General features: G+C 61.1%; 21 protein-coding genes. 15 read left to right on the top strand and 6 right to left on the bottom strand.

Translation table 11 applies throughout. From position 1 onward, the window contains the following. Positions 1 to 46: 46 nt before the first annotated feature. The 6 genes from N805_RS04315 (at position 47) to N805_RS04290 (ending at position 8,384) form a co-directional block, all read left to right on the top strand. Positions 47 to 1,627 (top strand): flavin monoamine oxidase family protein, encoded by a 1,581-nt coding sequence (locus tag N805_RS04315; protein ID WP_019473959.1) that lies wholly within the window; start codon positions 47 to 49, stop codon positions 1,625 to 1,627. Positions 1,628 to 1,643: 16 nt separating this feature from the next. Continuing rightward, positions 1,644 to 2,141 carry a RidA family protein gene (locus tag N805_RS04310; RefSeq protein ID WP_019473958.1) on the top strand — a complete coding sequence of 166 codons (498 nt, stop codon included), beginning with the start codon at positions 1,644 to 1,646 and terminating at the stop codon, positions 2,139 to 2,141. Positions 2,142 to 2,239: 98 nt separating this feature from the next. Then, a complete protein-coding gene (locus N805_RS04305) occupies positions 2,240 to 4,684 on the top strand; it encodes a TonB-dependent receptor plug domain-containing protein (RefSeq protein WP_019473957.1) in 2,445 nt (814 codons plus the stop codon). A gap of 372 nt (positions 4,685 to 5,056) precedes the next feature. Then, on the top strand, positions 5,057 to 6,415 hold the full coding sequence (locus N805_RS04300; RefSeq protein ID WP_033741966.1) for an MFS transporter: 1,359 nt from the start codon (positions 5,057 to 5,059) through the stop codon (positions 6,413 to 6,415). A gap of 41 nt (positions 6,416 to 6,456) precedes the next feature. Further along, positions 6,457 to 7,494, top strand: a complete 1,038-nt coding sequence (locus N805_RS04295; RefSeq protein ID WP_028613264.1) for an NADP(H)-dependent aldo-keto reductase — start codon at positions 6,457 to 6,459, stop codon at positions 7,492 to 7,494. Positions 7,495 to 7,613: 119 nt separating this feature from the next. Then, the gene (locus N805_RS04290) at positions 7,614 to 8,384 is read left to right on the top strand and encodes an SDR family NAD(P)-dependent oxidoreductase (RefSeq protein WP_028613265.1); all 771 of its coding nucleotides are present in this window, start codon (positions 7,614 to 7,616) and stop codon (positions 8,382 to 8,384) included. A 65-nt stretch (positions 8,385 to 8,449) separates the two neighbouring features. On the opposite strand, the gene N805_RS30710 is transcribed toward N805_RS04290, so the two are convergent. Next, positions 8,450 to 8,617 carry a hypothetical protein gene (locus N805_RS30710; protein ID WP_165605167.1) on the bottom strand — a complete coding sequence of 56 codons (168 nt, stop codon included), beginning with the start codon at positions 8,615 to 8,617 and terminating at the stop codon, positions 8,450 to 8,452. 229 nt (positions 8,618 to 8,846) lie between these two features. Between N805_RS30710 and N805_RS04285 the strand changes: the two genes are divergently transcribed. The 3 genes from N805_RS04285 to N805_RS04275 all read left to right on the top strand — a co-directional run bounded on the left by N805_RS04285 (position 8,847) and on the right by N805_RS04275 (position 11,617). Beyond that, positions 8,847 to 10,124 carry a bifunctional O-acetylhomoserine aminocarboxypropyltransferase/cysteine synthase gene (locus N805_RS04285; RefSeq protein ID WP_028613266.1) on the top strand — a complete coding sequence of 426 codons (1,278 nt, stop codon included), beginning with the start codon at positions 8,847 to 8,849 and terminating at the stop codon, positions 10,122 to 10,124. 64 nt (positions 10,125 to 10,188) lie between these two features. Further along, entirely contained in the window at positions 10,189 to 10,953 is a 765-nt protein-coding gene (locus N805_RS04280; protein ID WP_028613267.1) for a hypothetical protein, read from the top strand. Positions 10,954 to 11,158: 205 nt separating this feature from the next. Beyond that, entirely contained in the window at positions 11,159 to 11,617 is a 459-nt protein-coding gene (locus tag N805_RS04275) for a GNAT family N-acetyltransferase (protein WP_028613268.1), read from the top strand. A gap of 55 nt (positions 11,618 to 11,672) precedes the next feature. On the opposite strand, the gene N805_RS04270 is transcribed toward N805_RS04275, so the two are convergent. Beyond that, positions 11,673 to 12,035, bottom strand: a complete 363-nt coding sequence (locus N805_RS04270) for a hypothetical protein (protein ID WP_028613269.1) — start codon at positions 12,033 to 12,035, stop codon at positions 11,673 to 11,675. Positions 12,036 to 12,186: 151 nt separating this feature from the next. Beyond that, positions 12,187 to 12,411: a hypothetical protein gene (locus N805_RS04265; RefSeq protein ID WP_028613270.1), complete on the bottom strand. Its 225-nt coding sequence runs from the start codon at positions 12,409 to 12,411 to the stop codon at positions 12,187 to 12,189. A 277-nt stretch (positions 12,412 to 12,688) separates the two neighbouring features. On the opposite strand from N805_RS04265, the gene N805_RS04260 reads away from it, so the two are divergent. The 5 genes from N805_RS04260 (at position 12,689) to N805_RS04240 (ending at position 20,438) form a co-directional block, all read left to right on the top strand. After that, positions 12,689 to 14,389 (top strand): FAD-dependent monooxygenase, encoded by a 1,701-nt coding sequence (locus tag N805_RS04260; RefSeq protein ID WP_028613271.1) that lies wholly within the window; start codon positions 12,689 to 12,691, stop codon positions 14,387 to 14,389. An 11-nt stretch (positions 14,390 to 14,400) separates the two neighbouring features. Then, positions 14,401 to 14,583: a hypothetical protein gene (locus tag N805_RS04255; protein WP_028613272.1), complete on the top strand. Its 183-nt coding sequence runs from the start codon at positions 14,401 to 14,403 to the stop codon at positions 14,581 to 14,583. A 126-nt stretch (positions 14,584 to 14,709) separates the two neighbouring features. Next, positions 14,710 to 15,999 carry an MFS transporter gene (locus tag N805_RS04250; RefSeq protein WP_155412671.1) on the top strand — a complete coding sequence of 430 codons (1,290 nt, stop codon included), beginning with the start codon at positions 14,710 to 14,712 and terminating at the stop codon, positions 15,997 to 15,999. Between the two features lie 414 nt (positions 16,000 to 16,413). Then, positions 16,414 to 19,626, top strand: a complete 3,213-nt coding sequence (locus N805_RS04245) for a T6SS effector BTH_I2691 family protein (protein ID WP_028613273.1) — start codon at positions 16,414 to 16,416, stop codon at positions 19,624 to 19,626. 347 nt (positions 19,627 to 19,973) lie between these two features. Continuing rightward, complete coding sequence (locus tag N805_RS04240; RefSeq protein ID WP_019472609.1) at positions 19,974 to 20,438, top strand: DUF6708 domain-containing protein; 465 nt, start codon at positions 19,974 to 19,976, stop codon at positions 20,436 to 20,438. 189 nt (positions 20,439 to 20,627) lie between these two features. Here N805_RS04240 and N805_RS04235 read toward each other — a convergent pair whose 3' ends face one another. Both N805_RS04235 and N805_RS04230 read right to left on the bottom strand, forming a co-directional pair. After that, positions 20,628 to 22,019, bottom strand: a complete 1,392-nt coding sequence (locus N805_RS04235; protein ID WP_019472610.1) for an amino acid permease — start codon at positions 22,017 to 22,019, stop codon at positions 20,628 to 20,630. Positions 22,020 to 22,098: 79 nt separating this feature from the next. Next, a complete protein-coding gene (locus tag N805_RS04230) occupies positions 22,099 to 22,923 on the bottom strand; it encodes a phytanoyl-CoA dioxygenase family protein (protein ID WP_019472611.1) in 825 nt (274 codons plus the stop codon). A 138-nt stretch (positions 22,924 to 23,061) separates the two neighbouring features. Between N805_RS04230 and N805_RS04225 the strand changes: the two genes are divergently transcribed. Beyond that, complete coding sequence (locus N805_RS04225) at positions 23,062 to 23,985, top strand: LysR family transcriptional regulator (protein WP_026034594.1); 924 nt, start codon at positions 23,062 to 23,064, stop codon at positions 23,983 to 23,985. Here the strand turns inward: N805_RS04225 and glsB are convergent, their stop codons facing one another. Next, positions 23,986 to 24,894: a glutaminase B gene (glsB, locus tag N805_RS04220; protein WP_019472613.1), complete on the bottom strand. Its 909-nt coding sequence runs from the start codon at positions 24,892 to 24,894 to the stop codon at positions 23,986 to 23,988. Positions 24,895 to 25,106: the final 212 nt, after the last annotated feature.

Below are 25,106 nucleotides of genomic sequence, written 5' to 3'. Positions count from 1 at the left end.
CGCCGCGCTGAACGGACTCACTTTTCACTTGCAAGGAGAACACACCATGGGCTTGACCCGTAGAGACCTTATTGCCCACCTGATGGCCGCTGGCAGCTATGGCGCCGCGCTTGGCAGCCTGTCCGCCCTGGGCCTGTTGCCCACTGCAGCCACGGCCAGCACCTTCCAGCCGCTGGGCCTGCCAGCCACGTCCGGCAACGGCAAGCGCGTGCTGGTGGTGGGGGCTGGCATCAGTGGCCTGGTGGCAGCCTATGAACTTGGCAAAGCCGGTTTTGAGGTGCGCGTGCTGGAAGCCCGCGAGCGAATCGGCGGGCGCGCCTGGACGCTGCGCAACGGCGACGAGGTACTGCACAATGACGGCAGCCGCCAGCAGGTGCGTTTCGACAACGGCCACTACTTCAATGCAGGCCCCGCACGGCTGCCCAGCCACCACCTGACCATCCTCGGCTACTGCCGCGAGCTGGGCGTGCCGCTGGAAGTGCTGGTCAACAGCAGCCGCAACGCCCTCGCCCAACCAGACCTTGCCCAGCCACCGTTGCTGCTGCGCCAGGCGGTGAATGACACCCGTGGGCACCTCAGCGAACTGCTGTCGCGCAGCATCAGCGGCAAAGCGCTGGACAAGGAACTGGACACCGGCGACCAGAAGGCCTTGCTGGACTTTCTCAAGGTGTATGGCGACCTCGACGAGCAGCGCCATTACAAGGGCTCGGTCCGCGCCGGCTACACCCGCTTCGCCGGGGCGGGCGACCAGACACCGATCCAGCGCCAGCCAGTAGCACTCAAGCAACTGCTAAACCCTAACCTGATGCTGCCGCTGGTGTTTGACGAGATCCCGGAGTTTTCCGCCACCATGTTCCAGCCGGTCGGCGGCATGGACCAGATTGCCAAGGCCCTGTACGCCAAGGTGCAGGACAAGGTGCAACTGCACGCCGAAGTGCAGGCGATCCGCACCGGCGACAACGGTAGCCAGGTTACCTGGCGTGACCGTCGCAGCGGCAAGACCCAGGTGGAAACAGCCGACTACGCCATCGTCACCATCCCCCTGCCACTGCTGGCCCGGGTTGACCACAACTTTGGCAAGACCACCCAGGCGGCCATAGCCCAGGCCAAGCCGGACCTGGCCAACAAGGTGGCGTGGCAGGCACCGCGCTTCTGGGAAAGCGAGTTCCAGATCTATGGCGGGCTCTCCTACATCAACCACGAAGCGCGGCTGCTGTGGTACCCCAGCGACCACCTGAACAGTGCGCAAGGCATCCTGGTGGGCACCTACAACACCGGCGAAGTGGCGCGCACATTTGCCACGCGTTCGACAGAGCAGCAACTGGCGTCGTCGCGCCAGGCCGTGGAGTCGCTGCACCCGGGCCATGCCGGCAAGTTGCAGCGCGGGGTGGCGGTGAACTGGTCCAAGGTGCCGTTCAGCGAAAGCCCATGGATCGTCCACGACGTGCTGGCCGAACCCGGCTACTCGCACCTCAACCTGCCCCAGGGCCGCACCTGGCTGGCCAGCGATGCACTGGCCCATGGCGGGGTGGGCATCTGGCAGAACAGCGCTGCGGATTCGGCACGCCATGTAGTCGGGCAGATCGCCCGGCACGCCCTGCAACAGCAACGCGGCGTCGCCGCCTGAACAAGGAAGCCTTCTGATGAACACAACTGCCCTGCTGCTTGGAGCCTTCATGTCACTGTCCGCACTTACCGCCCAGGCCGACACCATCAAGCGTGTCGACCCGCCAGGTTCGAAATTCCCCATTTCGCAACTGGTCACCGTACCCGCCGGTACCTCGCTGACCTTCGTCAGCGGCACCTTGCCCGACGTTGCCGACCCCAACGCACCACCACAGACCATTGCCGCCTATGGCAACACCGAAACCCAGGCCCGCTCGGTACTGAAAAAGATCCAGGCAGCCCTGCAAAGCCAGGGCCTGGGCCTGGGTGACGTGGTACAGCTGAGGGTGTTTCTGGTAGGCGACCCGGCCACCGAAGGCAAGCTGGACTTTGCCGGGCTGCAGGCCGCCTACACCGAGTTTTTCGCCACTGCCGAGCAACCGAAAAAACCAACCCGCACCGCCTTGCAAGTGGTTGCCCTGCCCCTGCCGGGCGCCCTGGTCGAGATCGAAGCGGTCGCTGCAAAAGCGCCCTGATACGCCGCTAACCCACCCCCTTGTTGCTTGCCTGCCGGGGCTACCCGGCGGGCGGCCCCTGTGCACCCGCTGTTCGACAGCGCTCATGGAGAGCGAACATGCTTCACGCCTTGAAACTGCCCAGCCCGCGCCTGCAACCCGCACTGCTGACCATGGCCCTTGGTACCACCTGCCTGGCCGCGCCTGACGCATTTGCCGAAAGCGCTACCCAGGCCACGGCCCCGTCACAGCTCGGCACCGTGATCGTCACCGGCAACCGTGGCTCGGAAAAACGCACGGTCACCACGAGCCCGGTGCCGATCGATGTGATCAGCGCCAAGCAATTGCAGCAAACCGGCAAACCCGGCCTGATGGAAGCGCTCAGCGCCAGCGTACCGTCCTTCACCCTGCCGGAAAAAACCGGCTGGGACGCCAGCGGCATGGCCCGTGCGCCCAGCCTGCGCGGGCTGAATGCGGCGCAGGTGCTGGTGCTGGTGAATGGCAAGCGCCGCCATACCAGCGCTACCCTGAACATCAGCGGCATCCATGCGGGCGCTGCGCCCACCGACCTTGACCTGATCCCCATCAGCCTCATCGACCACGTCGAGGTGCTGCGCGATGGCGCGGCTGCCCAGTACGGCTCCGACGCCATCGCCGGGGTGATCAACGTGATCCTCAAGGCCGACGCTACCGGCACCTCGGTGACCAACGCCGGCCAGGGTTACGACGGCAAGAAGCAGACCGTGCAGCAAGGCTTGAACAAGGGCTTCGAGATCGGTGACAGCGGCATCGTGCAGTTGGCCCTGGATGCGCGCAGCCAGAACGACGACAACAAGGCCAGCGCCAACGGCTATAGCTATGCCGAAGCCTTCGACAAGGCCGGCAAGTCGACCTACGGCGGCTACGGCACGCCGAAGATCAACCTGCTGACCCTGGGCTACAACGCCGAACTGCCGCTAAGCGACGACCTGACCCTGTACTCCTTCACCACCTATTCGCACCGCAAGGCCGAGCAGGGCCAGAACTTCCGCCTGCCGACCATCACCAACACCATCACCACCGGCCCCAACGGCTACCCCGGTGGCTACACGCCCACCTGGTACATCGAGGAAGATGATGTGCAAGGGGCCTTTGGCGCCAAGGGCAATGCCGGCGAGTGGGCCTGGGACCTGTCCAGCACCTACGGGCGCAACGCGGCGCTGCAGGGCACCACACACAACCAGAACGCCTCGCTGGGCGAGGCCACGCCCAACCATTTCGAATCGGGCACCTGGATCGCCACACAGCTGACCAGCAACCTGGACCTGCAACGCAGCTTCGACATCGGCCTGGACAAGCCGCTTGACCTGTCCTGGGGCCTGGAGCACCGCCGTGACACCTACCAGGTACGCGATGGCGACTGGGCCTCGTGGGCCAACGGCGGCTACTGCCGTGCGCCGGGCGACTGCGCCGCGTCCGGTGCACAGGTCACCAACGGTATCTCGCCGGATGAAGCCACCAGCACCAGCCGCAACAGCGTGGCCAGCTACATCGACGTCGGCTTCAACCCGCTGCCGCAGTGGTACCTGGGCAGCGCATTGCGCTACGAACACTACAACCGCGCAGTGGGCGCCACCCGCAGCGGCAAGCTGACCACGCGCTACGAGTTCACCCCCGAGCTGGCCGTGCGCGCCACGGTCAGCAACGGCTTTCGTGCACCGTCGCTGGCCAACAGCCTGTTCAGCGCCCGCTCGACTACCTACGGTGTGGTCAATGGTGTGTACCAATCGATCAACTACGGCGTGCTGCCGGTGGACTCGGCGGCAGCCAAGGCATTGGGCGCCACCTCACTCAAGCCCGAGCGTTCGACCAACTACAGCCTGGGCCTGACCTATCAGCCCGCCCCGCAACTGTCGTTTACCGCAGATGCTTACGTGATCAACGTACGCGACCGCATCACCCTCACCGGCACCCTGCTGGGCGACGAAGTGACCCAGACGCTGCTGGACAACGGGATCGACTCCACCTCTGGCGGGCGCTATTTCACCAACGGCGCAAACACCCGCACCAAGGGCCTGGACCTGGTCGGCAATTTCGACCAGAACCTGGGCAACTGGGGGCAACTGAAATGGACAGCCGCCTTCAACTGGAACCAGACGCAGATCCTGAGCTACAAGGAGAACGTCAACATCCAGGGCACGAACTACAGCCTGATGGACCGCCAGGCGCGCAACTTTTTGACTGAGGTGCAGCCGCACACCAAGTTGATTCTGGGCGCCAACTGGCAACGCGACCGCTGGACCAGCAACCTGACCCTGACCCGCTATGGTTCATGGCGTGAAGTGAACTCGGCGACCGACCGCAGCCTGGACCGGGAGTACAAGGCGCGCTGGATTACCGACATCGATGTGGGGTATCAGCTGACCAAAGACCTCAACCTGGCCGTAGGGGCGCAGAACCTGTTTGATGTTTACCCCGAACGGCAGAACCCCAGCAGCAAGACCATGACCAAGGGGTATGGGGCGTATTCGCCGTATGGTTTTACCGGGGGTTACTACTTCACCCGGCTGACCTACAACTTCTGATATGCACCGTTTGCAGACTGGGGCTGCTGCGCAGCCCATCGCGACACAAGGCCGCTCCTACAGGAATCGCGATCGCCTGTAGGAGCGGCCTTGTGTCGCGACGGGCCGCAAAGCGGCCCCGAAAAACCTATTACAAAACGCATATTTAAAGTATTTCAACATCAGTTATTTTAATTATTAACATAGCACCGCTGGGTATTTCACAGGTCTGTCGAATAATCGCTAAGGTGCGCCATCTTCCCAGGAGCCGCCCTTCATGCCACACGCCACGTCCCGGCTGCCAGACAACAACGGTTGCGTCCTCTGAACGCGCCAGCCACCCCCCGGCCTGCAACCAGTGCCCCCGATGCACCGCTGGACCGCAAGGTACCAATGATTATCGGCTGCGCCCTGTTCATGGAGCTGCTCGACTCCACCGCCGTGCTCACAGCCCTGACGCAAATCGCCACTGACTTTGGCGAAGCCAGCGTGCGCATGAACCTCATCGTGTCGTTGTACCTGCTGGCCGCCGCCCTCTTCATCCCCATCAGTGGCTGGCTGGCCGAGCGCTTCGGTCCACGGCGCGTGTTCATCACCGCCATTTGCCTGTTCATGCTCTGCTCCTTGGCCTGCGCCGCATCAGCCTCGCTGCTGCAACTGTCGCTGGCGCGTTTTTGCCAGGGTGCAAGCGGCGCACTGATGGTGCCGGTCGGGCAGATCATCCTGCTGCGCGGAACCAGCAAGGCCAACCTGATGCGTGCCATGGCGTTTCTGACCATGCCGGCGCTGCTCGGCCCCGTGCTTGGCCCACCCCTGGGCGGCCTGCTGGTGACCGCGCTGTCGTGGCACTGGATATTCCTGATCAACCTGCCCATCGGCCTGCTGGGTATCGTACTGGTAATACGGCATGTGCCCGACTACTGCGGCCAACAGCAGCATCCACTGGACAAGGTCGGCTTCGTGCTCAGCAGTGCGGCGCTGGCCAGCCTGATGCTGGCGTTCGAATCACTCGGCCACGGGCAGTTGCTTGGCGGTTACTGGCCTGCGCTGCTACTGGCCACTGGCATTGTGTTCGGCGGTTTTTACCTGCACCACACCAAGCGTTACCCCACGCCGCTGCTGGACCTCTCGCTACTGCGCATCCCCACCTTCGGTATCGTGCTGCTGGGCGGCATGCTGTTTCGGCTGGGCAGCGCTGCCCTGCCCTTTTTGCTGGTGCTGCTGTTCCAGGTAGGCTTTGGCCTGAGCGCCTTGCAGGCCGGGTTGATGACCTTTGCCGGGGGCGCGGGCGCCTTGGTCATCAAGTTCATCTCGGTGCGCCTGGTGCGACGCTTTGGCTTTCGCCGCATTCTGGTGTGCAACGCCATCATCAGTGCCGCCTGCATGGCCCTGTGTGCCCTGTTGCGGCCCGATACCGGTATGGTGCTGACGCTGCTTCTGCTGTTTTCGGGCGGCGTGTCGCGCTCTTTGCAGATGAGCACTCTGGGGGCGCTTGGCTACGCCGACGTCAGCCGCGAACAAGCCGGCCAGGCCAGCACCTTGTCGGCCATGTCGGTTCAGCTGGGCATGAGCCTGGCAGTGTGCATCGCGGCCCTGCTGCTGGGGCTCATCCAGCACACCAATGGCCATGGCGTGCCCGCCATTGAAGACATCGGGTTGGCCATGGCGCTGGCTAGCCTGCTTTGCGTATTGTCGGCGCTGATCTTCAGCCGGCTTGGGCAGGAGTCTGGGCAGGCCGTTGCGAGCGGCTAAGGCTGGAACCTTTTTCCCGAACCATTCATCAAGGAAGTGCCATGCAAAAACGTACCCTCGGGCGCACCGACCTCAAGGTCAGCGCCATCACCCTCGGTACCATGACCTGGGGCGAGCAAAACACCGAAGCCGAAGCCTTCGAACAAATCCGCCTGGCCAAAGATGCCGGGGTCAACACCCTGGATACCGCCGAGATGTACCCCGTGCCGCCAAACGGCACCACCTATGGCAGCACGGAAACCATCATTGGCAACTACTTCCGCCGCCATGGCGACCGCAGTGATTGGGTGCTGGCCAGCAAGGTCGCCGGCCCCGGCCGCCTCGAGCACATTCGCGACGGCAACCCGCGGCTGGACCGCAAGAACATCGTCGCCGCCCTGGACGCCAGCCTGGACCGCCTGCAAACCGACTACCTGGACCTTTACCAACTGCACTGGCCAGACCGCAAAACCAATTGCTTCGGCCAGCTAGGCTACAAGCACGAGCCGGACGACCAAGCCACCGCCATCGAAGACACCCTGGAAGTGCTGGACGACCTGGTCAAGGCCGGCAAAATCCGCCATATCGGCCTGTCCAACGAAACGCCCTGGGGCACCTCGCGGTTTCTGCAACTGGCTGAAACCCGCGGCTGGCCGCGGGCGGTGTCGATCCAGAACCCTTACAGCCTGCTGAACCGCAGCTTTGAAGTGGGCCTGGCGGAAATTGCCCTGCGCGAACAGATCGGCCTGCTGGCGTACTCGCCTCTGGCCTTTGGCGTGCTGTCTGGCAAGTACTTGGGCGGCGCCCGCCCGGCCGGGGCACGCTTGAGCCTGTTCGAGCGCTTCCAGCGATACAACAACCCGCAGGTTGAAAAGGCCGCCAGCGCCTATGTGGAACTGGCCCGCCTACACGGGCTCGACCCTGCGCAGCTGGCGCTGGCGTTCGTGACTGCGCAGCCGTTTGTGACCAGTAATATCATTGGTGCTACCAAGCTGGAGCAGTTGCGCAGCAACCTGGCCAGTGTGGAATTGCGGCTGGATGACGAACTGCTGGCGGGGATCGAGGCTATTCACCAACAACAGCCGAACCCGGCACCTTGAAGTAGCTGAGTGGCCTGCGAGATGTTGGGGCTGCTGCGCAGCCCATCCGAACGGCACGGCCCCTATTACAAAAGTCTGTGCCATTGAGTTAGATTCATTCGAGACATGAGGCGCATCTTATGAGCCTGATCCCCGGATTATCTGACAATGCCCGCGTGCTGATATGTGGCGCCAGCCGAGGTATCGGCCTGGCACTGTGTACGGCGTTGCTGGCCCGCGATGATGTAAGCCGGGTCTGGGCTGTGTCGCGGCACGCCAGCACCGCTGACGGGTTGCTTGCCCTTGCCCGGGCACATGGCGAACGCGTGGTACTGCTGGAGTGCGATGCGCGCGACGAGCTGGCGCTGGCGGCGCTTGCAAACGAGGTGGGCATTGCCTGCCCGCACCTTCACCTGGTTATCAGTACACTCGGTATCCTCCACCAAGAGGGCACCAAAGCCGAGAAATCGCTGGCCCAACTGGACCTCACCAGCCTGCAGGCCAGCTTCGTCACCAATGCATTCGCGCCGATCCTGTTGCTCAAGCACCTGATGCCACTGCTGCGCAAACAGCCCGCCACCTTTGCAGCCCTGTCGGCGAGGGTTGGTTCGATCGGCGACAATCGACTGGGCGGCTGGTACAGCTATCGTGCGAGCAAGGCGGCGCTGAACCAGCTGCTGCACACGGCAAGCATCGAACTGAAACGCCTGAACCCGAACGCCACAGTGCTGGCGCTGCATCCGGGGACTACCAATACCGAGCTGTCGCGGCCATTTCAAGGGAATGTGCCGGAGGGGAAGCTGTTTGAGCCGGCGTTTGCGGCACAGTGTGTGATTGATCAGGTGGGGCGGCTTGGGCCGTCGGAGAGTGGCAGTTTTTGGGGGTGGGATGGCGAGCGGATAGCGTGGTGAGCGCGCTCGCGCCGGGTGCGCTGCTGCAGCCCGGCCGAGGCAGTGCGTTCCATCGCGAGGTCAGATCAGCGAGGGCCACCGCCCTGATGGCCGCCGAAGCCACCGCCACCGCCACCGCCGTGGCCACCACCGTGACCGCCGCCACCGCCCGGCGGCATGAACATCCAGCAACCCGACAGGCTAGATACCAGGACTGCAACCAGGGCTGCACGGAAAAAATGTTTCGACTTCATTGGAACGCTCCACAGGGTTAGATCTGCTGCCTGCCAGTAGCCGGTTGGGCAGCGGGCGGATTCTAGAGCTGCGGCATGATGGCCCGGGGAAACTTTGCATATCTTTACAGTCGGTGCAGGCACAACGGCGTGGCGAAGGCGAGAGAATGGCTCGGTAAAGCGTCCTTGACCCACTCCCCCCACCGCCGCATGCTCGAACGCTTCCACCCCACGCTCAAGGAACGACTGCATGAAGCTGGAAACTCTCGCCATCCACGCGGGCTTCAGCCCCGACCCGACCACCAAGGCAGTGGCCGTACCGATCTACCAGACCACCTCCTTCGCCTTCGACGACACCCAGCACGGCGCCGACCTGTTCGACCTGAAAGTGGCCGGCAACATCTATTCGCGCATCATGAACCCTACCAACGATGTGCTCGAGCAGCGCATGGCAGCCCTTGAAGGCGGGGTCGGCGCGCTGGCGGTGGCGTCGGGCATGGCGGCCATCACCTACGCCATCCAGACCGTCGCCGAGGCCGGCGACAACATTGTCTCGGTGGCCAAGCTGTACGGCGGCACCTATAACCTGCTGGCCCACACCCTGCCGCGCATGGGCATCCAAACCCGCTTCGCCGCCCATGACGACATCGCTGCCCTCGAAGCGTTGATCGATGCGCGCACCAAGGCGGTGTTCTGCGAATCCATCGGCAACCCCGCCGGCAATATCGTCGATATCGCCGCACTGGCCGAAGCCGCCCACCGCCACGGTGTGCCGCTGATCGTCGATAACACCGTGGCCACCCCGGTGCTGTGCCGACCGTTCGAGCATGGCGCGGACATCGTCGTGCACTCGCTGACCAAGTACATCGGCGGCCACGGTACCAGCATCGGCGGCATCGTCATCGACGCCGGCACGTTCCCCTGGGCCGACAACAAGGAGCGTTTCGCCCTGCTCAACACCCCCGACCCGTCCTACCACGGTGTCACCTACACCGAAGCCTTCGGCCCCGCCGCCTTCATTGGCCGCTGCCGCGTGGTGCCGTTGCGTAACATGGGCGCCGCGCTGTCGCCGTTCAACGCCTTCCTGATCCTGCAAGGCCTGGAAACACTGGCCCTGCGCATGGAGCGCCACACCGAGAACGCGCTGAAAGTCGCCCATTACCTGCAAGCCCACGAGCAGGTGGCATGGGTGAAGTACGCCGGGCTGCCCGACCACCCCGAGCATGAACTGGCCCAGCGCTATACCGGCGGCAAGCCGGCGTCGATCCTGTCGTTTGGCATCAAGGGCGGCCAGGCTGCCGGTGCGCGTTTCATCGATGCGTTGCAACTGGTGGTGCGCCTGGTGAACATCGGCGATGCCAAGTCACTGGCTTGCCACCCCGCCTCCACCACCCACCGCCAGCTCAACGACGAGGAGCTGGAAAAGGCCGGCGTGCCGCGGGACATGGTGCGCCTGTCGATCGGTATCGAGCACAGCGACGACATCATCGCCGACCTGGCCCAGGCCCTGGAGGCCAGCCGCGGGTGATTCAGCCGCGCCCTACCCAATGCCGACGGCGGGCGCCCCGTCATCTAGCCTGGATACATCCGCAATGACCTTGTTCTACCTGAAACTTATCGTCACCCCCCTGCTGATGTGGGCCATCTCCCTCGCCTCGCGGCGCTGGGGCGGTTTGCTGGGTGGGTTGCTGTCCGGCCTGCCGATCACCTCGGCACTGGTAATGACCTTCCTGTGCCTGGAACAGGGCAATGCCTTCGCGTTGGGCGCGATACCCGGCGCACTGGGCGGCCTGGCGGCGGTGCAGGCCACCTACACCTTCTACCTGTTGGCCACGCGCAGGCTCGGCACCGCCGCGGCCGTTCTGCTGGCATTGCTGTGCTATGGCGTGGCCGCCTATGCGTTTACCCACTGGGGCAACCTGTACCTGTCGATTGCCGTGGCACTTATGCTGATAGGCGTGCTGATACGCGCCAGCGGCCGTGAGCCCAAGCCCGACACTTTGAGCCGCACCCGTCAGCGATTTTGGGAGATCCCGCTGCGCATGGTGTCTGCTACTTGCCTGCTGATGATCATCACCAGCCTGGCCAGTTGGTTGGGCCCGGCGACCAGCGGGATGCTCGCGCCGATACCGGTGATTGCCTGGCCGCTGGTGGTGTTCGCCCATGTACAAGGCGGGCGGGCCGGGATGGTTGCGATGGTACGGGGCAATGCGATCGGGGCGGTGGGGGTGATCGCGTTTTATCTGGTTTTGGCGGGGCTGCTCGAAACGTGGGGCGTTGGCGTTACCATCGGGCTGGCCATGCTTTGCGCCGTAGTGCTGACCGTTGGGCTGGCTACCGTATTACGGCGGCGTTGATGCGCCAGAGGGGCTGCTGCGCAGCCCATCGCAGGCAAGCCAGCTCCCACAGGGGCGGTGCAACGTCTGCGCCTGGCGCCATACCTGTGGGAGCGGGCTTGCCCGCGAACACCGGCGCAGCCGGTGCCATAGTCCGCGCAGGCTGCTTCGCGGGTAAACCCGTTCCCACAGTGGCCGTGCCAGATCAATGAATTGAGGTAACCCCATGAAGTATCAGATCCGCAGGGCGACACCAGAAGATGCTGCTGGCATCAGCCGAGTGATCATCGCCGCCCTGCGCCAGACAAACGCAGCGGACTACGATGCCGCGACCATTGCCAGGGTCGAGCAATCGTTCAGCGAACCGCGCATTGCTGACCTGCTTGAGAAACGCCTGATCTTCGTTGCGGCCGATCACGATGAGGTCGTGGCCACTGCCAGCCTTGAAGACGATGTAGTCAGAAGCGTATTCGTCGCCCCCGAATATCAGCGGTCAGGAATCGGCGAGCAGTTGATGTTGGCAGTCGAAAACGAGGCGCTGATGCGTGGCTCACAACGGTTGCGAGTGCCCTCTTCGATTACGGCGCAGGGTTTCTACACGCGCTTGGGGTACAGCAAAGTACGTGATGAATACCACGGCGATGAACGCACGATCATCATGGAGAAGCGGCTGATCAAGCCATGATGGCAGGGCCTGGACGCCTTGAAGTTTGGCATCAGGCCCTGTAAGGCAAACGCCATCAACGCGGTTGAGGATGCTCGGCAGATACCGAGTTATTGGCCTCCACGTCTTTCATTTCCTCTTCAATCGGGCCGTCATCATCTGCGGGTAATGGAACCTCTCCGTCACCTGCACCCGCCTGCTCATCGTTGGTTCTTGCGGTACCGTTGTCCCGGTCGAGCTGCCCGTCCTGGTCCGAACCGGGATTGCCGGGAGGTGGGTCCCAGTCTACCGGGCGCTTTTCGGACCAGGCTTCACCGACACCTTGTTTGGGCTCGGACTCAGCCTCTTCAAGGCCCGAGCCGTGGGCCGCCTCTGCGTCGGTGGTATTTTCCATTGGCCCCGGGTAGGGCGAGTCGGGGCCATTGTGGTCGATTGCCATGGGCGTTCTCCTGGTTGCAGCGCAGCGACGGTGCGCTTGTTGTTCAGAGAGAAACGGGCTGGTAAGAGTGCCTTGTGTTCGACCGGTGGTGCAAAAGGCCGGGATCGCGGCTTTTGCTTGCCAGGGTGCAGGCGGCTTGAACTGGCAGCGGTCAAGCCAGCTGGATTTGCGATAAACCCAGTACCTCTGCCTGCGCGAGAATCTGCAGAGGGGTGGCGTCGGCGGGCGGCATGACCAAGCTGTTCTCGCCATCACCAAAGTGCAGCACCATCAGGTGAAGCGCCGCTTCGTGTAGGGCGAGGTTGGGCTGCTTCAGTTCGAAGGTATGACTGGCAGATTGGCCATTGAGCAGGTAGCGAACTGTGTACGCGTGCATGAGAACCTCGAAAGCAGATAAGGGACTCACTACCTGACCGGCCGGGCAGGAATTAATTCATCCCGAACTGGACTTTGCCGCTACCAGGTCAGCGAGAGGCTTCTGGTCGATCATTTTCCTCTTTGAGGACCGTGGCTGACAGCTGTAATGCGCCTGCTCGGCGAGCGTAATCAGCAAAGGGTATGCAGTTGTCCCCTCAAGGGGACATCGCTGGCTGTCGCCTCAAGTACAGTCACTCGCACACCTGAAAAGCTACAAAAATAAGGATGTGCACCGCATGCATCAGCCCCACAGCGAGCCGCGTCGCTCCCTCTATTTCAACTATCAAGTCTTCCCCGCCCATACGGCCAGCGTCGGGGCCGCCCGCGTTGAACGTAAACCTGTAGTGGTGGTAGGCGCCGGCCCGATCGGCCTGACCACTGCACTGGACCTTGCCCGTCATGGTATAGCCTGCGTGGTACTGGCGGCGGAACGGCAAGTGAGCGAGGGCAGCCGGGCGATCGTATTCACCCGCCGCTCGCTGGAAATCCTGCAGCAGGTAGGCGTCGCCGAGCGGGTCTGCGAGCTTGGCCTGCCGTGGAGCTGTGGCAATTCGTTCTACCGCGACCAGCGGGTGTTCCGTATGGAAAGCCCACACGACCCAGACGACCGCTACGCGCCCATGACCAACCTGCAGCAGCCCTGCCTGGAGCAGTTGCTGGTCGAGGCCGCCGAGGCTGATCCGTTGGTAGACCTGCGCTGGGGCAACCGCGTAACCGGCCTGGCGCAGCATGACGACTTCGCCCGGCTGAGCATCGATACCCCAGCCGGTAGCTATGAGCTGGACGCTGACTGGGTAGTAGCGGCGGACGGCGCCCGCTCGACCTTGCGCACCCTGCTGGCGCTGAAACTGGAGGGTACCGCCTACGAAGGGCGCTTCGTGATTGCTGATATCAAGATCGACCTGGGCCTGCCCACCGAGCGCCTGGCCTATTTCGACCCGGACTGGAACCCGGGCAACACCGTATTGATGCACCGCGAACCGGGTGATATCTGGCGAATTGACTACCAACTGCCCGAAAACGAAACGCCGGAACAGGCGCTGCAGCCGGAGTCGCTGCGCGAACGTATCAATGCCCAGCTACACATGCTTGGCGTTGAAGACCCACAGTGGGAAATGGACTGGAGCTCGGTCTATTCAGCGCGCGCGCTGACCCTGCCAAATTACATCCACAAGCGCGTGATATTCGCCGGGGACGCGGCGCACCTGTTGCCGATTTTTGGTGTGCGTGGCGCTAACACGGGGTTCCAGGATTGCCATGGCCTGGTCTGGAAGCTGGCCTTCGTCCTCAAGGGTTTGGCAGGCCCCAAGCTGCTGCCGTCCTACTCCAGCGAACGTGTCAGTGCCGCGCGGGAAATCATCAGCGAGGCCGGCAAGAGCACCCGGTTCATGGCGCCACCTACTGCGGGTTACCGCCTGGTACGCGATGCGGTGTTGTCGCTGTCGCTGACCCAGGCGTTCGTCCGCCCGCTGTATCACTGGCGCACCTCGCGGCCACACGACTACGCGGGCTCGGTGCTCAACTGTGCAACTGACGACAATGAACATTTCTCTGCCGGCCCGCGCAACGGCGCCCCGCTGCTGAACATCAGGCTGGCCGAAGACGACTACCTGTTCGACCACTTGGGCGCCTGCTTCTACCTGCTCTATTTCACCGACAGTGACTGCATCCCAAATGACGTGGTCGAGCAGGCGACTGCCATTCGCAGCAGCGGCGTGCCCTTGCAGATCATCGCGATTGCGCAAAACGCCCAGGCCATCATCACCGGTGCAGACCAACTGATCGACGACAGCACCGGCCGCATCGCCGCCAAGTATGGCATCCCCCGCAATGGCGCTTACTTGGTGCGCCCAGACCAGCACATCTGCGCCCGCTGGCTGCAGGTATCGGCCGCACAACTGCAATCCGCCATCGACACCGCCCTGGGCAAGCACTGAGAGGAAGCGCCATGCACACCCTGACCGCAACAGACCTGGAAGTGGTTTACGACGTACTGGCCGACGCTTTGGACCAGGCCACACCGGCCAAGGCCGAGCTGTTCCTGACCAAGCTGGCGCTGCTCAGCGCCCATGCGCTCGGCGATGCCCAGGCCTTCACCGAACTTGCCCAGTGCGCGCTTCAAGACCTGTAGCACCTGCACTTGCCAATGCACCGGAGCCGGTGCCGCTGGAACCAATAATAATCAGGCGCCCACATGCATCAGACCACTGCCCCCATTACAACGATAAAAACCGCCAGCAGTCCCCAGCAAGCCGTGATGCGCAAAGTGTCCAGGCGCCTGCTCGGCTTTCTGTTCCTGTGCTTTGTGCTGTCGTTTCTCGACCGGATCAACATCGGCTTTGCCGGCCTGACCATGATGGGTGACCTGGGCCTGAGCAGTACCCAGTTCGGCATGGCAACCACGCTGTTCTACATCGCCTATATCGCCTGTGGTATCCCCAGCAACATGGCCTTGGCCAGGGTGGGTGCGCGCAAATGGATCGGGAGCCTGATGATCGCCTGGGGGCTGGCCTCGACCGCGACACTGTTCGCGACCGATGCCAGCAGCCTGTACCTGCTGCGGATTCTGGTCGGTATCACGGAGGCAGGCTTTCTGCCCGGTGTGCTGCTGTACCTGACGTTCTGGTTCCCGGCGGCCTACCGGGCACGCGCCAACGCCCTGTTCATGATCGCGATGCCGTTTACCGCAGGCTTCGGCTCGGCGGTTTCGGGGCTGATACTCGGCCTGGATGGCGTGTGGGGCTTGCACGGGTGGCAGTGGCTGTTTCTGCTGGAGGGCCTGCCTTCGGTGATCATGGGCTTTGTGGTGTTCGGCTACCTGAACGACACGCCGCAGCAGGCCCGCTGGCTGAGCCCCGAAGACAAGCAACATCTGCAGCATGCCCTGGCCGCAGACAACTCCACTTCCAACCACACAACAGGAGACGGCCCCGGCAGCCTGCTGCGCGAGATGCTCTCACCCACGGTGCTGATGTTCAGCCTGGTGTATTTCTGCCTGGTCAACACGCTGGCGATGATCGCCGTGTGGACGCCGCTGATCATCAAGAGCATCAGTGCCGCTGACAGCAGCAACAGCACCATTGGCTTTCTGGCGATGATCCCGCAGGTGTGTACCATCATCGGCATGGTGGTGTGGGGGCTGCATTCCGACCGCAGCCAGGAACGCAAATGGCACCTGGTGCTGCCCATGCTGATGGCCGCTGCCGGCTGGATGTTTGCCGCCTATGCCGGTAACCCGGTGGTGCAACTGTGCGGCATCTGCATGGCGGCTACGGGGTCGTACACCGCCATGTCGATATTCTGGACTACCCCGGACCAGGCGCTCACGTTCCAAGCGCGTGCCATTGGCATTGCGGTGATCAACGCCTTCGGCAACACAGGTTCGGCGCTGAACCCGCTGATGGTTGGCTGGTTGAAAGACCTGACCCAAAGTTTCACGGCCGGGATTGTCTATGCCACGGTACTGTTGGTGATAGGCGCGTTGCTGACCTTCATGCTGCCCCTGCCCTCGCCCGCCTTGGTCCCCAAGCATGCACAAAAGCTGTAACCGGCGGTTGGCCGCCTCGATAAAGCCAAGCCTTACGCAAAATCTGTGGGAGCGGGTTCACCCGCGAAGAATGCAACGCGGTGGATGGCACCGGCGCTGCCGGTGTTCGCAGGCGCGCCCGCTCCCACAGGTATTACGAACGCCTGAAGCCTGCGCAGCACCTGTGGGAGCGGGCATGCCCGCGAAGAATTCGACGCGGTGGATGGCACCGGCGCTGCCGGTGTTCGCGGGCGCGCCCGCTCCCACAAGCCTCCGCATGACTCCAAGGCCTGTGAGTGGACAGTTTTATGAGTGTCCAATGGCTCATTTAGAGACGTTTCCTACAAGGTTTTAGGACGCCCCAGGAACCTCCGGCAAGCGATTCCTCGTTAGTGTTCAGGGACCATCACAGTCCCTTTCAACGCGAGGTCGTTTTTGACAATCAGCCAACGTATCGCCATTGCGGCAGCCGAAGCCGGGCTCCCTTCTGACCAGTGCATGTCTTGCGAACGCCAGGGCCTACCGATCCTGCCGCTACGTCGCGCCCTGGTGCCGGATACACGACCGGAGTGCATCACGACTGTGGCGGGTAGCCTGCATATCTCGGCGAAGATGGGCCTGCGCACTTTGCGCATGGGTTACCTGTATGTGCTGCTCGATCAGCAGGTCTGGCATGCCTACGAAGTCAGCGAACAGGGCCACCTGCGCCGCTTCAATCCTTACGAACCTTCAGACGGCCTACCCGCGTCGCTGCCCGAAAAATGCGTGAATGAAAACCACGACATTCCTTCATCCTTCCTGAACATCGATACCGACCGGTATGGCAGCGCTTGGTTGGCTTTCTCCAGCGACCCTTGGCCGGCAAGCGTTTTGAACGCCTACAAGAAGGGCCAGGCACCTGCGCATCGCTTCGAGGGGGTTGACCTGACCCAGGCGCGTAACAATCCCGAATTGTTGGGCATCGCCATGACGCCCGACAATCTGCAGGTCGACAAGGAGGTGTTCGAGTACGTACAGCGCGGCTGCTCACCGTTCGACAGTGCACATGGGTTTCACAGCCGCTGGCTGCGCCGGTTTGCGATGCGCGGCTATCTGGTCAACGCGATGAACCGGCACACGCTGGAGAACGGCGTGCTGGCAGTGGTGCTCGACGATACCGTTGGCCTGATTCAGGAATTCAACCATCAGCGGTTGAACTGGGTGGTGAAGCGCCAAGTCTGGCGTGAGGCCCACATGCGTGCCTACCAGTTGCAGACCTCGCAGATCCTCCAGGCCATTCGCGCCACGCAGCGCGAGTGGGCAGCGCAGAAGGTACCGTCGCTGGAACCGATGACCGGCGATGGGCCACCGGTGTTCGTCGACCCGGCAGTGGAGCGTCAACGGTTGGTAGAACGAGCCCAGCTGGAAAGTGACGAGCGTCTTGAAGAGCGCTACCACGAACCGAAGCGAGCGGCGTTCCAGGCCGAGTACGACCAGCAGGAAGCCGAGTTCCAGCGCTTCATCGACAAGGACGCCCGTGCTTACGCCGCGCTGTTCGACACGCCCATGTTCAAGGTGGCCGAGCAGTACGACTACGACGGTGATCATCGTGAGTCTGGCGTGGCGTATGCCAAGACCATGGCCTTATGCCTAGGTGGCGGTATTACCGAGGCGGTGGCGCCCGATGTGAGTCCCGCTGCCGACACCACCGAAACGCTCTGGCAGAAATGGCTACAGGATCCTGATAGCCCTCCCTATCGCGCGTTGTTGATGCGTGACCGTGCGTTGTTGGCCGGGCTGCTTCCCAGCTTTTCCGATGTCACCAACTGGAATGACAGCGACAAGCTCTACGGCATGCTGAGCAAGATCATTGCGAGCGACGATGCCGGCTTGCGCATGCGCAATACCTTGAAGCAGGCCATTGCCGAAACCCAGGGCGCGCTCAACGCGGCGAGCCAACGTCTGGCGCCCAATTTGCCACCTGGTATTCAGACCGCCGTGCGGCACCTGAACAGTGCAACCCAGTTCCTTTACAACGGCGTGCACCTCATCGAGCTGGAAGTGAAGATGAAGCTGGGCGAGTACTACGCCCTGCAGAGTGCTCATCTACGCGAATTGCAGCACAAGGCCAATGCCTCGATTGCCGAGGCTAGGGACCGGATGCCTCGCACCATCGCTGACAGCGACATTCATTCGACCAAGGCCTGGAACAAGGTGCGGCCGATCATTCAGCACGGGCTGATGAGCCTGGCAGTGCTCGACCCGCGGTTTACCAACACCATGATCAGTGTGTCGGTGTGGGTCGAGGGTACCGCTGAAGACGTGCGTGGCCGGTTGATTGACGAAGCCAGCATGAGGGTGACCCAAGCGAGCAGCGCGGCGCAGATTGCCTTAATGGATATCTCGGTCGCGGCGGGAACCCTGGAGGCGAATGCACGAAAGGTGTTGCAGGACATGCGCATCACTTCGCAGCAGGCGGCACAGCTTGTGCGGACTGGCTTTAGCGGATTGCGCGGAGTGGCAGGTAGTTGGGACTTGCTGCTGGCTGTAGGTGGGTTGTATTTACAGCATGACAGCCTGAGCAGAAATCAGGCAAAAGCGGAAGTGGAGATTGGGCCAAAGGCTCATGAAGCCAAGCTGGCGTTCCATGGGTCCCAATTAGGAATATTGGGCGGGCAAATTGAGGTGATTGGACTCGTAATGCGCTCCAGTGTCAGCGCCATACGTAGACCATGGGCTGAGGGAATTGCAATCACTGGAGAGGCCATCATAAAAATCGGTGCGGTACTGAGTGCAGTCGCAGGGGTTTTTGACACGGCACAAGCCAATTTGGCAAGAAAGCGCACTTTAGCCATTGGCGACACTAAAGCTGCTCTGCAATATAAATATGCCGCGTTAGCATCTGGGGCGGGTACAGTAGCATTTGCGCTTGCAGTTTTCAGACCTTTCGTATTTGGCCCTTTAGGTTTAGCAATATCATTGTCTCTAGTCGCCTATGAGTTGAGCAAGCGAGCAGAAAAAAACGAATCAAATGCTCTCGAACGCTGGGCGCGTCGGTGCTATTTCGGGCTTGCTAATGAAACACCTTCCATACACTGGAACGCTCCGGAATTTTCAGACATAGCATTCGCAGAACTCAATGCTGCGACGCTGGGCGTGCAGGCAAGGCTAAATTTTGAGTCAAGTATGGCTACGGATCCTACACTCCCAAAAATAGGAGGCTTGGTCAGCTTGAGCACGGTGCAACAGCTCAAGTTTCTCGTCGTATTACCCAGTTTCAATAAAGCGAAATCCGCATATCGCTGGAAATTGATAGCACATCGTGTCGGTGATGGAGCGTTTCCAGATTACGTTGGCGGAGAAAGTATTGCCTCGGGTGATTACTTTTCGCACCCAATAAGGCCACTTTCCCCGTCATCCTCTTTTTCTAAGTTTACACCCCCGCGACATCCAGACTATGTGAGTGATTTTTCCACTGATGAATATCAAAGACCTTATCACAGTGAAGATGGCGGTGTTTTTCAGCTTGAAATCTCAGGAGTTGTGCCGCTAGTACCTACGATTGGGAGCCACAGCTTAAGCGCCGCCACCCTACTGGTTATGTATTGGCCTGACCGCAATTTGCCGGACGCCTATATTGAAGTTTGTTCTCGAGGAATGAATGAATGACATTTAAGCCCAAGGTGTTATGGGAGCGCGCCATAGGTTGGAGCTATGACCTGCCTCCGACGGGAGAGGAGCCAGATGATCGCTGCTGGGTAGAGACGGTAAATCCCTCGCCTAATTATTTTGACGACACATACCTTGAACTACCGAGAAAAACAATAAGCCTTCGCGGATTTTCAGCATTAATCGGTATTCCCGGTTTATGTTTTTGCGCCGGATTAACACTTTCTTTGTACTGGGATTTATTCGTATACGGCTGGCAGCGGGACTGGTTGATGAGTGTATTTATAGTGCTCGGTCCACCAGCAGCTCTTTGGGCCCTCATCCCTTACATAAAGGAGGATCTTGTCTTGCCCAGAGACGAACCCATTCGCTTCAATCGCCTGCGTCGGAAAGTCTATTTTTACCAGTACCGCTTCGACCGCATCTTCATCTTCAGCCGTAAACGCTGGGGTGTCCAACCCGTCGCCTACAACTGGGACGACGTCACCGCCGAGGTATACCGCATCTACGCCCCTGGCCATGGTGGCCTGATCGAAAACGTCATGCTGTCAGTCCGTAATCCTGAGACTGACGAAGTCATTGATCGTGTCTTCTTCACTCATACCCTGCATGAGGGCAAGGCTTACTGGGCCATCGCCCGGCTCTTCATGCAGCAAGGCCCTGAAGCCCTGCCCAAGTTCGTGCACCCACCCCGCGACTGGAACGATGACGATGGCCTGAGCCACATGCATTGCTTGGCGCCGAAAGTCCAGTGGCCGACCGAAATCGACCTTGAGTCTCGCACTGCGCCAGCAACGGATGAGGTCTCCTGAAAACTACCGCTCTCGGTGCTGGCGATTCGAGATCATGCCTATAGGACGAAACCGCGCGCTGGATGGCACCGGCTTTGCCGGTGTTCGCGGGTGAACCCGCTCCCACAGGTACAGCCCATGACTTGGATATTTCTGCAAGAGCAGCTGCCCAGACAAAGCTCGCAATGCGGACGCGAACGCTTCAATGCCTCAAGCACTCGCTGACACTGGTCGCGGTGTACGTACACCCCACAGCCAGTAGCCCAAAGACAGAACGACCAACCAGCCAACCCCAACATACAGGGCGGTGCGGCTGGCCGGGAACCAACCGAGCACGCCAAAGATGAACACCATGAACGCAATCGCGCAAGCTGGACCTACCGGCCACAGCGGCACTCGGTAATCCAGTGCCGCAGCCTCCTCCTTGCTCATGCCGCGCCGCATGGCCACCTGCGATAGCAGGATCATCAACCAGACCCAGACAATGGAGAACGTGACCACCGCGGCAAGCACCAGGAACAAGTCTTCTGGGACCAGGTAATTCAATACCACGCCCAAAAGCAGAGCGACGCCCATCACTGCAACCGTCATCCACGGCACACCGAAACGCGACAGTGATGCGAAGCCGGCAGGGGCTTGGCCGTTTTGAGCCATGCCGTACATCATTCGCCCGGCGCTGAAGATGTCGCTATTGATGGCTGATACCGCAGCGGAAATTACAACGATGTTCAACACAGTTGCCGCTGAGCTGATGCCAAGGCCACTGAAGATCTGAACGAATGGGCTACCGTGGCTGCCAATGCTGGTCCAGGGGTAAATGGCCATGAGCACGAACAAGGTAAGGATATAGAACAGCAGAATGCGCAGAGGCACCGAGTTGATGGCCTTAGGCAGCACGCGCTTCGGGTCCTTTGCCTCGCCTGCGGTAATGCCGATCATTTCGACCCCGCCAAAAGCGAACATCACAACGGTGAACGAAGCAATCATCCCACCGATGCCATTAGGGAAGAACCCGCCGTGGCTCCACAGGTTCGAGATGCCGGCAACAGTGCCTGCCTCGTCATTCAACTGGATACCCAACAGCAGCACGGCCCCACCCGCTACAATCATGGCAACGATAGCGGTGACCTTCAGCAACGACAGCCAGAACTCCATCTCGCCGAACACTTTCACGCTACACAGGTTCAACGACCCGATGAAGAACACTATTCCAAGCACCCAGATCCAGGCGGGTGTTTCCGGGAACCACAGCCCCATGTAGACGCCAAACGCCGTCACGTCTGCCAGGCACACCACCAACATGGAGAACGCGTAGCTCCAACCTGTCAGAAAGCCAAAATAGCGGCCCAGGTATTGGCTGGCATAGTGGCCGAACGAGCCTGACACCGGGTTATGAACCGCCATTTCGCCAAGGGCGCGCATCATCATGTAAATGGCTGCCCCCCCTATCAAATAGGCGAGCAAAACTGATGGCCCTGCCAGTTTTATTGCCGATGCCGAGCCATAGAACAGCCCCGTACCGATGGCAGAACCTAACGCCATGAAACGAATATGCCGGGTAGACAGACCCCGCTTCAGCTGTTGTGAAGATTGAGCGCTCATAGATACCTTCTTGATTTTATTATCAGGTCCGCACAACGCAGATGCTGTGCGTTTTAATCAGGCACGCATGTTTCAATCATCAAGCCCTTGGCCACAGCACCGGGAATAGCTCATGGTTCATCTGGGCACCGCTGGCCAATTCTGTTTCGAGCCCAGGAAACTGGGGCGAGGTTTTCCACTGGCGCGGTGCGTGAGTGATGTCGTCGCCTAGGAAACGCACCGAGAAGGCACGGCGCCGGCGATTGCCCCCGACACCTCCAGAAGCGTGCAAGGTCAGCATGTGGAAGAACACGGCGTCGCCTGGGGAAAGCTCCCAGCCGAGGATGTTCCAGGCGCTGCGATCGGCCTCGATATCCGGCAAGTCAGCCAGGCTACCTTCCGGGAACCATTGCGCCTGGCTGTCGAGGAAGCTGCGCGGCATCAGCCACGGCCCCAGGTGCGAGCCCCCTACAAACTCAAGGGTGGACTCCCTTGCGACGGGGTCGATAGGCATCCACATGCTGCAGTTCTGGCGCCCATCGATGTTGTAGTACGGCTGGTCCTGGTGCCAAGGCGTGCGCTGACGCGTGTTGGGCTCCTTGACCAGCAGATGATCGTGATAAAGCCGGGCTGTTTCGCTGTTCATGAGTTGAGCGGCAACGGTACCCACCCGGCTCTCGAAGATGAACTGGCGATAGGCCGCGATATCGCCCCAGTTGCAGAAGTCCTCGAAGAACCAACCCGGGTCGTCGGGGCGGCTCGCCACTTTGGCGCGCTCGCTGGGGGTTTTCAGGTTCTGTTCGATGCCGGTTTCGAGCAGTGCAACTTCCTCCGGCGTGAACAGATTACGTACGCAGACAGCACCATCACGCTGGAAGGCTTCGATGGTTTCTTCGCTGAGTTGAAATTCGGCGGACTGTTTCATAGAGCACCCTTTGGTCTTTTTATTGGGCAACAGCACCACTGCCAGAAGTTAAGCGGGATAAGCATGGTGCACGGCGAGTATTGCTTTTCGGCACCAATAGGAAAAGAATATATTTCCTAATCCGGAGTATAGGAAAAAATGATAGGTTTCTCGTTCCGGCAGTTAGAGTATTTCGTCGCCGTGGCCGAACACGGCAGCATCAGCGCTGCGGCGAGAGCCCGCCACGTTTCACAGCCGTCGGTATCGGTCGCTATTGCCCAACTTGAAGAGGCGTTGAATGAGCGGCTATTCCGGCGCCAGGTCAGCCGAGGGCTGGAGCTGACGTCAGCGGGCACGCGTTTGCTGGCCCAGGCCCGCGATATCATTGGCATGGCCATCGCCATGAATCAGAACACCGATACGGCGCAAGGCTCGCTGCGCGGCAACCTGTCGCTTATCTGCTTTCAAGACTTAGGCCCTTACTTCGCACCCCGGCTGCTATCGAGCTTTCGCAAGCAGTACCCCGATGTCGAGGTAACGCTGTTCGAAACGGACCTGGCAGGCGTGCACCGCCACCTGAGTGCCGGCAAAGCGGAGCTTGCGCTTACTTACGACATAGGCCTTGATCCCTCGCTGCCGCGCCAGGTGCTGGCCGAGTTGAAACCTTACGCGCTCATCGCCACAGACCATCGCCTGGCCCACTTGGCAGCCATACCGCTGCATGAACTGGCACAGGAATGCCTGATTCTTGAGGACATCGCACAAACGCGTGAATACTTCCTTTCACTGTTTTGGGCGCATAACCTGCAACCACGCACTCAGCAATACACCCAGACCTTCGAGATGCAACGAGGCCTTGTCGCGCATGGCTATGGGGTTGCACTGTCGTGTACCCGCCCCGCCGGGGACCACTGCTATGACGGTACGCCGCTGCTATGCCGGCCATTGCTGGAAGAGGTATCACCGCAAAAAGTGGTGCTGGCCCAGTCAGGCGCCATGCACCCGTCGCCGGTAGCGGAGGCGTTCAAGGGTTGGGTGACTCAGGAGATAGCAGGCTCCGTTACCCGCGAGCCCGCCCACTGATCAAAACACCGACCACCCGATCCGTGAACTCAGCAACTCCAGCGCCGCCATGCCCGCGAGGGAGTTGCCCGCAGCATTCAACTCGGGGGACCAAACGCATACGGTAAATTGCCCCGGCACAATCGCCACAATGCCGCCACCCACGCCACTCTTACCTGGCAACCCCACTCGGTAGGCGAAATTACCGGCTTCGTCATACAGCCCGCTGGTGGCCATGATCGAGTTCACCTGCTGGGCCTGGCGCCGGGTGAGAATTTGCTCTTCGCTGTGCTTGCAAAACCCGTCGTTGGCCAGGAAGCAGAATGCCCGGGCCAGGTCCAGGCAGTTCATTTGCAGCGCGCAGTAACTGAAGTAACTGCGCAGCACCGGCTCGACCTCGTTATGGAAGTTACCAAAAGACTGCATCAGGTAAGCCATGGCAGCGTTGCGCGCGCGGAACTGGTATTCCGAATCTGCGACACGGGCATCGATCGAAATGTGAGGGTTGCCCGAAAGCCGTCGAACAAAATCACGCATCGACAACGTGGGTGCTGCGAAGCGTGACTGGTTGATATCGCAGATCACCAACGCCCCCGCATTGATAAACGGGTTGCGCGGGCGCCCGCGCTCGAACTCCAGCTGCACCAGCGAATTGAACGGCTGGCCTGAAGGCTCATGGCCAAGCCGCTCCCAAATGGCTTCACCTGAGTGGCCTATTGCCTGAACCAGGCTGAACACCTTGGAAATACTCTGCACCGAAAAAGGCACCCTTGCGTCGCCTGCGCAGTAATGGCTGCCATCGTTGCTATAGAGCGCGATGCCCAACTGCTGCGCCGGTACATCGGCCAGCGCTGGGATGTAGTCAGCCACTTTGCCCTTGCCGATCAAGGGGCGTACTTCTTCAAGAATCTCGTTCAACAGCGTTTGCATGAAAGGCCCTGGCTCAATCCCCTTCAGACGTCGGTAAGGGGTCGCATGCTTGACGAAGACTGAGCGGCATTGATCACACATTCGGCAAGAACATGCCGACGACCGCGACGCCAAAGGCCACCGCGACAACTACCACCTGGGCCTGTACACCGGCGCCCAGCTCGATGCCCTGCGCGTGAGCGCAGACTTGGCTACATTCGGTTCGGGTGCAC

The organism is Pseudomonas putida S13.1.2 (assembly GCF_000498395.2).
Taxonomy (GTDB): domain Bacteria; phylum Pseudomonadota; class Gammaproteobacteria; order Pseudomonadales; family Pseudomonadaceae; genus Aquipseudomonas; species Aquipseudomonas putida_Q.
Note: the sequence above shows the minus strand (reverse complement) of the source record. Positions and strands in the feature narration are given on the sequence as shown.

Excerpts from the sequence above, each read along its gene's own strand:
- N805_RS04255 (WP_028613272.1), top strand. The coding sequence starts at position 14,401 with ATGCACACCCTGACCGCAACAGACCTGGAAGTGGTTTACGACGTACTG.
- N805_RS04265 (WP_028613270.1), bottom strand. The coding sequence starts at position 12,411 with ATGCACGCGTACACAGTTCGCTACCTGCTCAATGGCCAATCTGCCAGT.
- N805_RS04260 (WP_028613271.1), top strand. The coding sequence starts at position 12,689 with ATGCATCAGCCCCACAGCGAGCCGCGTCGCTCCCTCTATTTCAACTAT.
- N805_RS04230 (WP_019472611.1), bottom strand. The coding sequence starts at position 22,923 with ATGAAACAGTCCGCCGAATTTCAACTCAGCGAAGAAACCATCGAAGCC.
- N805_RS04225 (WP_026034594.1), top strand. The coding sequence starts at position 23,062 with ATGATAGGTTTCTCGTTCCGGCAGTTAGAGTATTTCGTCGCCGTGGCC.
- N805_RS04275 (WP_028613268.1), top strand. The coding sequence starts at position 11,159 with ATGAAGTATCAGATCCGCAGGGCGACACCAGAAGATGCTGCTGGCATC.
- N805_RS04295 (WP_028613264.1), top strand. The coding sequence starts at position 6,457 with ATGCAAAAACGTACCCTCGGGCGCACCGACCTCAAGGTCAGCGCCATC.
- N805_RS04285 (WP_028613266.1), top strand. The coding sequence starts at position 8,847 with ATGAAGCTGGAAACTCTCGCCATCCACGCGGGCTTCAGCCCCGACCCG.
- N805_RS04235 (WP_019472610.1), bottom strand. The coding sequence starts at position 22,019 with ATGAGCGCTCAATCTTCACAACAGCTGAAGCGGGGTCTGTCTACCCGG.
- N805_RS04250 (WP_155412671.1), top strand. The coding sequence starts at position 14,710 with ATGCGCAAAGTGTCCAGGCGCCTGCTCGGCTTTCTGTTCCTGTGCTTT.
- N805_RS04310 (WP_019473958.1), top strand. The coding sequence starts at position 1,644 with ATGAACACAACTGCCCTGCTGCTTGGAGCCTTCATGTCACTGTCCGCA.
- glsB (WP_019472613.1), bottom strand. The coding sequence starts at position 24,894 with ATGCAAACGCTGTTGAACGAGATTCTTGAAGAAGTACGCCCCTTGATC.
- N805_RS04300 (WP_033741966.1), top strand. The coding sequence starts at position 5,057 with ATGATTATCGGCTGCGCCCTGTTCATGGAGCTGCTCGACTCCACCGCC.
- N805_RS04315 (WP_019473959.1), top strand. The coding sequence starts at position 47 with ATGGGCTTGACCCGTAGAGACCTTATTGCCCACCTGATGGCCGCTGGC.
- N805_RS04305 (WP_019473957.1), top strand. The coding sequence starts at position 2,240 with ATGCTTCACGCCTTGAAACTGCCCAGCCCGCGCCTGCAACCCGCACTG.
- N805_RS04290 (WP_028613265.1), top strand. The coding sequence starts at position 7,614 with ATGAGCCTGATCCCCGGATTATCTGACAATGCCCGCGTGCTGATATGT.
- N805_RS30710 (WP_165605167.1), bottom strand. The coding sequence starts at position 8,617 with ATGAAGTCGAAACATTTTTTCCGTGCAGCCCTGGTTGCAGTCCTGGTA.
- N805_RS04280 (WP_028613267.1), top strand. The coding sequence starts at position 10,189 with ATGACCTTGTTCTACCTGAAACTTATCGTCACCCCCCTGCTGATGTGG.
- N805_RS04270 (WP_028613269.1), bottom strand. The coding sequence starts at position 12,035 with ATGGCAATCGACCACAATGGCCCCGACTCGCCCTACCCGGGGCCAATG.